The organism is Variovorax sp. 01T439_2 (genome assembly GCF_056398445.1).
In genome coordinates, this window is the sequence record NZ_JBFTPJ010000172.1 from 1 (window position 1) to 7,907 (window position 7,907).

The following is a 7,907-nucleotide window of genomic DNA, read 5'->3' on the forward strand; positions in this document are numbered from 1 at the left end:
GGCAGGCGGCAAGCATCCGCACCTACGACGACCACCGCGTGGCCATGTGCTTTTCGCTCGCGGCCTTCAATCCGGCGGGCTTGCCGGTGCGCATCCTGGAGCCGCACTGCGTTGCCAAGACCTTCCCGGACTATTTCGAGACGCTGTTCTCGGTGGCCCAGGCGCCCGAGGTGCCGGTGATCTGCATCGACGGCCCCACCGCCTCGGGCAAGGGCACGCTCGCGGCCGAGGTGGCGCGCCTGCTGGGCTACCACTACCTGGATTCGGGTTCGCTCTACCGCGTGACCGGCCTGGCCATGCGGCGCGCCGGGCTCGGCGCCGAGCCGCAGCACGAGGCGCAGATCGCCGCCCTGGCGGCCGCCCTGCCGCTGCATTTCACCGAAGGCAAGGTGCTGCTGGCCGGCGAGGACGTGAGCGACGAGATCCGCACCGAAGCCGCCGGCATGGACGCCTCCCGCGTCTCCACGCTTCCCGCGGTGCGCGCAGCGCTCCTGGCCCTGCAGCAGCGCTTTCGGCAGCTCCCGGGCCTGGTCGCCGACGGCCGCGACATGGGCACCGTGATCTTCCCCGACGCGGCGCTCAAGGTCTTTCTCACGGCCAGCGCCGCCCAGAGGGCCGAACGCCGGCATAAGCAGTTGATTTCAAAGGGTATTTCAACTACACTTGACAGTCTTCGCTCCGACTTGGAAGCGCGCGACGCCAGGGACTCGTCCCGCAGCGTCGCTCCCCTCAAGCCGGCGCAGGATGCCCGCCACCTCGACAACTCCCAGCTGTCCATCGAGCAATCGATCGACCAGGTGCTGAACTGGTGGCAGGAAAAGCAGCCGTTCAAGCCCGCTTGAACGGTTTGAAGTACAGCCTTTCAGGTCCGCCTGAAGGGCTCGCGCCAACCGGATTCCGGAGCAGCGCATACCGCTCCAGCAGGCTCTTCTCGCGCGACAGCGCACCGGCCTGCTGGTTGTTCAACCAACCGGGCACCTGCCCACAAAACCGCCGTCTCCAGATCCACAGCAGCCGCACGCAATTTCGCATGAGCGCCTGCCAACCCTGCCTGACGGAAGGAACCATAAATGTCTGAATCTTTTGCCGACCTATTCGAAGAGTCCCTGAAGCGTTCCGAAATGCGCACCGGCGAGGTCATCACGGCCGAAGTCGTGCGCGTCGAACACAACCACGTGGTGGTCAACGCCGGCCTCAAGTCCGAAGCGTATGTGCCGATCGAGGAGTTCAAGAACGACAAGGGCGAACTCGAAGTCCAGGCCGGCGATTTCGTTTCCGTTGCCATCGGCAGCGTTGAAAACGGCTACGGCGACACCATCCTCTCGCGCRACACCGCCAAGCGTCTCGCTTCGTGGCTCGCCCTGGAGAAGGCCCTGGAATCGGGCGACTTCGTCACCGGCACCACCAGCGGCAAGGTCAAGGGCGGCCTCACGGTGCTCGTCAACGGCATCCGCGCCTTCCTGCCGGGCTCGCTGATCGACACGCGTCCGATCAAGGACCTGACGCCGTACGAGAACAAGACCCTCGAATTCAAGGTCATCAAGCTCGACCGCAAGCGCAACAACGTCGTGTTGTCGCGCCGTGCCGTGGTCGAAGCCAGCATGGGCGAAGAACGCGCCAAGCTGATGGAAACCCTGAAGGAAGGCGCTGTTGTCCGCGGCGTGGTCAAGAACATCACCGAATACGGTGCGTTCGTGGACCTCGGCGGCATCGACGGCCTGCTGCACATCACCGACATGGCATGGCGCCGTGTCCGCCACCCGAGCGAAGTCGTTCAGGCCGGCCAGGAAATCACCGCCAAGATCCTCAAGTTCGACACCGAGAAGAACCGTGTCTCGCTGGGTCTGAAGCAAATGGGCGACGATCCGTGGATGGGCGTTTCGCGCCGCTACCCGCAATCGACCCGCCTGTTCGGCAAGGTCACGAACATTGCCGACTACGGCGCGTTCGTCGAACTCGAACCCGGCATCGAAGGCCTGGTGCACGTCTCCGAAATGGACTGGACCAACAAGAACATCGCTCCGAACAAGATCGTCTCGCTGGGCGACGAAGTCGAAGTCATGGTCCTCGAAATCGACGAAGACAAGCGCCGCATCAGCCTGGGCATGAAGCAGTGCAAGGCCAACCCGTGGCAAGAGTTCGCGCAGAACACGAAGCGCGGCGACCGCGTCAAGGGCCCGATCAAGTCGATCACCGACTTCGGCGTGTTCGTGGGCCTGGCTGCCGGCATCGACGGCCTGGTGCACCTGTCGGACCTCTCGTGGAACGAAGCCGGCGAAACCGCCGTTCGCAACTACAAGAAGGGCCAGGAAGTCGAAGCGATCGTGCTGGCCGTCGACGTCGACCGCGAGCGCATCAGCCTGGGCATCAAGCAGCTCGACAGCGACCCGTTCACCACCTTCACCACGGTGAACGACAAGGGCCAGATCGTGACCGGCAAGGTCAAGACGGTTGACGCCCGCGGCGCTGAAATCGACCTCGGCGAAGACATCATCGGCTACCTGCGTGCTTCGGAAATCTCGCGCGACCGCGTCGAAGATGCCCGCAACGTGCTGAAGGAAGGCGACGAAGTCACCGCCATCGTCGTGAACGTGGATCGCAAGACCCGCAACATCCAGCTGTCCATCAAGCAGAAGGACATGGTCGACGAACAAGGCGCCATGGCCAACCTGAGCCAGCAGTCGGCACGCGAAAACGCGGGCACGACGAGCCTGGGCGCCCTGCTGCGCGCCAAGCTCGACAACAACGACAGCAAGTAAGCTGCCCCCGAAGACAGAGCAGGCCCTGGGGCCGCTCTGTCTTTTTTTTCGTCCACGTTTTTGTTTGGCCTATGACCCGCTCTGACCTCGTCGAAGAACTCGCAGCGCGCTTCGCGCAGCTGACGCACCGCGATGCCGAATACGCCGTCAAGACCATCCTGGACGCGATGAGCGACGCGCTGGTGCGTGGGCACCGGATCGAGATCCGTGGCTTCGGCAGCTTCTCGGTCACCCGGCGTCCGCCGCGCATCGGCCGCAACCCGCGTTCGGGCGAGAGCGTTCAGATCCCCGAAAAGCGGGTGCCTCATTTCAAGCCGGGCAAGGCATTGCGCGAGGCCGTCGACGCCAAGACCGCCGAGCTCGACGCCAAGGGCCGCAAGGCCTGATCGCATGGATGCAAACGTAGAATGCTCCCGGCAACGGGAACGGCTATGAAATACCTCCTGTGGCTGCTCAAGGCAGCCATTTTTTTTACGCTTTTTGCTTTCGCGCTGAACAACCAGCACGACGCGACCGTCTATTTCTTCTTCGGCACGCATTGGCGCGCGCCCCTGGTGCTCGTCGTGCTCGCGGCTTTCGCCGGCGGCCTCGTGGTGGGTGCGCTCGGCATGCTGCCCGGATGGTGGAAGCACCGTGCGGCGGCGGCGCAGGTTCCGGCCGCGCGCGGCGACGAAGCCGCGGCGCCTGTGCCATCCACGCCTGCTCCGGCAGCGGCGCCGCCGTCCATTTCCGCCACCGACCTACCCACCGTACGCCAACATGGACTTTGATCCCAGCTGGCTGCTGATCAGCCTGCCCGTCGCCTTTGTGCTGGGCTGGCTCGCCTCGCGCTTCGACATCCGGCAGCTCAAGCTCGAGAACCGGCAAGCCCCCAAGGCGTATTTCCGCGGCCTCAACTTTCTTCTCAACGAGCAGCAGGACCAGGCCATCGACGCCTTCATCGAGGCCGTGCAGAACGACCCCGACACGCAGGAGCTGCACTTCGCGCTGGGCAACCTGTTTCGCCGGCGTGGCGAATACCAGCGCGCGGTGCGCGTGCACGAGCATCTGCTGGGGCGTGGCGACCTGAGCCGCAGCGACCGCGAGCGCGCCCAGCACGCGCTGGCGCAGGATTTTTTGCGCGCCGGGCTGCTCGACCGCGCCGAAGCCGCGCTGCAAAAACTCGAAGGCACACGCTACGAGAACGAGGCGCGGCTTTCGCTGCTGGCCATCTACGAGCGTTCACGCGAATGGGCCCAGGCCGCCGCCGTGGCACAGAAGCTCGACGAGTCCGACCAGGCCAGCTACAGCACGCGCCGAGCCCACCACCTTTGCGAGCAGGCCTCCGAGCAGGTGGCGGCCGGCGACCTGGCCGCGGCCGGCCGGCTGCTCTCCGAAGCGGTGGCGCTGGCCCCGCAGGCGCCCCGCCCCGCCATCGACTCCGCCACGCTGCAACTGCGCAATGGCGACGGCGCCAAGGCCTTCGACACCCTCGTCGCGCTGAGCGACACCGCCCCGCTCGCCCTGCCGCTGTATGCCGCTGCGCTGCAGCAGGCCGCGGTCGCCGCCCACCGCGAGGGCGAAGCACTCGCGCTGCTGCAGCGGCACTATGCCGATTCGCCCTCGATCGACGTGCTCGAAGCGCTGATCGCGCTCGGCGGCTCGCCGACCAGCGCGATTCCGGCGGCCAACGGCCAGCCGCTCGCTCCGCGCGACGGCTACATCGCACACCTCGCCCAGCAGCCCTCGCTGGTGGCCGCCTCGCGCTGGCTTGCGGGCGAGCGCTTCGAGCACGAGCAGTTCCACCCGCAGGTGCAGCGCGCGCTCGACCAGGCCACCCGGCCGCTGATGCGCTACCGCTGCGCCGCATGCGGCTTCGAGGCACACCAGCACTTCTGGCACTGCCCCGGTTGCCAGGCCTGGGACAGCTATCCGCCGCGGCGCGTCGAGGAGCTCTGAGCCACATTCCGAACACGTTTCGGAACAATGGTGAACGCGCTTCCCGCAAGGCGCGAGGCCGTCAACCCGCCCTACCCTGAACCGTTGAACGCGAGCCGGCACCTTCTGCCGGCGAACTGTCATCTCAACAAATCAGGGAGTTGAAAATCATGCTGAAGAAAATCCTGGCCGTGATGGCCATGCTGTTTGCGGCTGTCTCGTTCGCCGCGGTCGATGCCAACAAGGGCACGGCTGCCGATCTGGACGGCATCAAGGGCGTCGGCCCTGCCATGTCCAAGCGCATCCTCGACGCGCGCAAGGAAGGCGAGTTCAAGGACTGGCCCGACTTCATGCAGCGCGTGAAGGGCGTGAAGGAAAAGAAGGCCGGGAAGCTGTCGGCCGAAGGGCTCACGGTCAACGGCAAGGCCTTCGGCGGCACCGCAGGCGAAGCAGTGGCCGCCAAGGCAGAAAAGCCCGCGAAGGCGGCCGCTGCCAAGCCGGCCAAGCCCTGATCGAAACGCCCCCGGGGCCGGCGGACCGATGCCGCGCTCGCGTCAGGCCCGCAACACAGTGAAAGCCGCCGCAAAGGCGGCTTTTTTGCGTGCGCCGCAGCGGCAAGGGAGGGCGCAGCGCCGCGCCGCGTGGCAGGGAAATGCCTCAGGAGTGGCCCGGAATTTGCACGTATGCTCGCACTCGTTTTCAATTTCATACGTTCCGGAGCGCTCATGAATCACAAGTTCGGCATTGCACTGGCTGGCCTCACCCTTGGCGCAGCAGCCTTCGCGCAAACCAAGTGGGACCTGCCCACCGCCTACCCGGCGACCAACTTCCACACCGAGAACATCACCCAGTTCGCCAACGATGTCGAAAAGGGCAGCGGCGGCAAGCTCAAGATCACCGTGCACGCCAACGCCTCGCTGTTCAAGGCGCCTGAAATCAAGCGCGCGGTGCAGGGCGGACAGGCGCAGCTCGGCGAGATCCTGCTGGTCAACTACCAGAACGAATGGCAGATGTTCGGCGCCGATGGCATTCCCTTCCTCGCCGACAGCTACGACGCCGCCTGGAAGCTCTATCAGGCGCAGAAGCCCGCGCTCGAAAAGAAGCTGGCCGAGCAAGGCATCGTGCTGCTCTACACGGTGGCCTGGCCGCCGCAGGGCATCTTCGTGAAGAAGGAAATCGCTTCGGCCGCCGATCTCAAGGGCGTGAAGTGGCGCGCCTACAGCCCCGCCACCGCGCGCATCGGCGAACTGGTCGGCGCACAGCCGGTCACGGTGCAGCAGGCCGAGCTCTCGCAGGCCATGGCCACGGGCGTGATCGAGTCGTACATGTCGTCGGGCTCCACCGGCTACGACACCAAGACCTATGAATACATCAAGAACTTCTACGACACGCAGGCCTGGCTGCCCAAGAACGCAGTGCTCATGAACAAGAAGGCCTTCGACGCGATCGACAAGCCCACGCAGGACGCCGTGCTCAAGGCCGCCGCCGATGCGGAGAAGCGCGGCTGGGAGCTCTCGAAGAAGAAGAACCTGGAGTACCTGGACCTGCTCAAGAAAAATGGCATGACCGTGCACGCGCCTTCCGCGGCCCTGAAAGCCGACATGAAGAAGGTCGGCGACACCATGCTCAAGGAATGGCTGGAAAAGGCCGGGCCCGAGGGCCAGGCGGTGGTCGACGCGTACAAGAAGATGTGACGCAACCCCGAACAGCCACCGATGCGAAAGACGCTCGATTTCCTCTACAACAGCGCCGCCGCCCTGGCGGCGCTTTTCATGATCGGCCTGCTGGTGATGGTGCTGCTGTCCATCGTCGGGCGGCAGCTTCATTTCAACATTCCGGGCATCGATGCCTATGCCGGCTACCTGATGGCCGGTGCCGGCTTCCTGGCGCTCGCCCACACGCTCAAGCGCGGCGAGCACATCCGCGTGACGCTGGTGCTGCAGAACCTGCCGCCGGCCGCACAGCGCTGGCTGGAGCGCTGGGCGATGGGTGCGGGCGCCCTGCTCGCGGTGCTGTTTGCCTGGTACAGCGCGCGGCTGGCGTTCCAGTCGTACGACTTCCACGACATCTCCACCGGCAACGACGCCACGCCCCTGTGGCTGCCGCAGCTCTCGATGGCCGTGGGTGCGCTGGTGTTCGCCATCGCGGCCTTCGACGAGTTCGTGATCGAGTGGCGCGGAAGGCCGGCCAAGCCGGCCGGGACGGAGGCCCTGCGCCATGAGTGACATTGCCGTTGCGGCCCTGCTGATTGGCGCACTCTTCCTGATCCTGGGCAGCGGCGTGTGGATCGGCCTCACGCTCTCGGGCGTGGCGTGGATCGCCATGCAGATCTTCTCGTCGCGGCCCGCGGGCGACGCCATGGCCGTGACCATCTGGGGCTCGGCCTCGAGCTGGACGCTCACCGCCTTGCCGCTGTTCATATGGATGGGCGAGATCCTGTTCCGCACGCGGCTGTCGCAGGACATGTTCAAGGGCCTCGCGCCCTGGATGCAAAGCCTGCCGGGCCGGCTGCTGCACACCAACGTGGTGGGCTGCGCGGTGTTCGCGGCGGTGTCGGGCTCGAGCGCGGCCACTTGCGCCACCATCGGCAAGATGAGCCTGCCCGAGCTCAAGCGCCGCGGCTATCCGGACGACATGGTGATCGGCACGCTGGCCGGCGCCGGCACGCTGGGCCTCCTGATCCCGCCCTCGATCATCATGATCGTCTACGGCGTGAGCGCCGACGTGTCGATCGCCCGGCTGTTCATTGCGGGCGTGATCCCGGGCATCCTGCTCGCGCTGCTGTTCTCGGGCTACATCGTGTTCTGGGCGCTGCGCAACCCCGACCTTATTCCGCCGGCCGATGCCAAGCTGCCCTTCGCCCAGAAGCTCAAGGCCTCGATGTCGCTGATCCCGGTCGCGCTCCTGATCCTCTCGGTGCTCGGGTCCATCTACGCAGGCATTGCCACGGCCACCGAGGCGGCGGCCGTGGGCGTGGTCGGGGCCATGGTCATTTCGGGCGCGCAGGGCTCGCTGAACCGGCACAGCTTCAAGGAAGCGCTGCTCGGCGCCACGCGGCTCTACTGCATGATGGCGCTGATCCTCGCGGGCGCGGCCTTCCTCACGCTCGCCATGGGCTACATCGGCCTGCCGCGCCACCTGGCCGAATGGATCGGCTCGCTCGGGCTCTCGAAGTTCCAGCTGATCGCAATGCTCGCGGCGTTCTACGTGGTGCTGGGCTGCTTCCTCGAT

At 65.8% G+C, this 7,907-nt stretch carries 10 protein-coding genes; 9 read left to right on the forward strand and 1 reads right to left on the reverse strand.

Annotation, left to right across the window (positions count from 1 at the left end):
- On the forward strand, nt 1–842 hold an 842-nt coding region (cmk, locus tag AC1DOC_RS10685), incomplete at its 5' end, for a (d)CMP kinase (protein WP_478129779.1).
- Here cmk and AC1DOC_RS10690 read toward each other — a convergent pair.
- Nucleotides 829–966 carry a hypothetical protein gene (locus AC1DOC_RS10690; RefSeq protein WP_478129011.1) on the reverse strand — a complete coding sequence of 46 codons (138 nt, stop codon included), beginning with the start codon at nt 964–966 and terminating at the stop codon, nt 829–831. The genes cmk and AC1DOC_RS10690 overlap by 14 nt on opposite strands.
- Nucleotides 967–1,070: 104 nt before the next feature.
- Here AC1DOC_RS10690 and rpsA point away from each other — a divergent pair, with 104 nt between their 5' ends.
- From rpsA to AC1DOC_RS10730, 8 genes are all read left to right on the forward strand, one after another.
- Entirely contained in the window at nt 1,071–2,759 is a 1,689-nt protein-coding gene (gene rpsA / locus AC1DOC_RS10695; protein ID WP_478129780.1) for a 30S ribosomal protein S1, read from the forward strand.
- 71 nt (nt 2,760–2,830) lie between these two features.
- Complete coding sequence (locus AC1DOC_RS10700) at nt 2,831–3,145, forward strand: integration host factor subunit beta (protein ID WP_012746756.1); 315 nt, start codon at nt 2,831–2,833, stop codon at nt 3,143–3,145.
- A gap of 45 nt (nt 3,146–3,190) precedes the next feature.
- Nucleotides 3,191–3,529 carry a LapA family protein gene (locus tag AC1DOC_RS10705; RefSeq protein WP_062362464.1) on the forward strand — a complete coding sequence of 113 codons (339 nt, stop codon included), beginning with the start codon at nt 3,191–3,193 and terminating at the stop codon, nt 3,527–3,529.
- On the forward strand, nt 3,519–4,697 hold the full coding sequence (gene lapB / locus AC1DOC_RS10710; RefSeq protein ID WP_012746754.1) for a lipopolysaccharide assembly protein LapB: 1,179 nt from the start codon (nt 3,519–3,521) through the stop codon (nt 4,695–4,697). Before AC1DOC_RS10705 ends, lapB begins: the two co-directional genes overlap by 11 nt.
- 149 nt (nt 4,698–4,846) lie before the next feature.
- On the forward strand, nt 4,847–5,188 hold the full coding sequence (locus AC1DOC_RS10715) for a ComEA family DNA-binding protein (RefSeq protein WP_012746753.1): 342 nt from the start codon (nt 4,847–4,849) through the stop codon (nt 5,186–5,188).
- Between the two features lie 213 nt (nt 5,189–5,401).
- Nucleotides 5,402–6,370 carry a TRAP transporter substrate-binding protein gene (locus tag AC1DOC_RS10720; protein WP_012746752.1) on the forward strand — a complete coding sequence of 323 codons (969 nt, stop codon included), beginning with the start codon at nt 5,402–5,404 and terminating at the stop codon, nt 6,368–6,370.
- 21 nt (nt 6,371–6,391) lie between these two features.
- Nucleotides 6,392–6,901 (forward strand): TRAP transporter small permease, encoded by a 510-nt coding sequence (locus tag AC1DOC_RS10725; RefSeq protein ID WP_012746751.1) that lies wholly within the window; start codon nt 6,392–6,394, stop codon nt 6,899–6,901.
- On the forward strand, nt 6,894–7,907 hold a 1,014-nt coding region (locus tag AC1DOC_RS10730), incomplete at its 3' end, for a TRAP transporter large permease (RefSeq protein ID WP_478129781.1). The genes AC1DOC_RS10725 and AC1DOC_RS10730, both read left to right, overlap by 8 nt.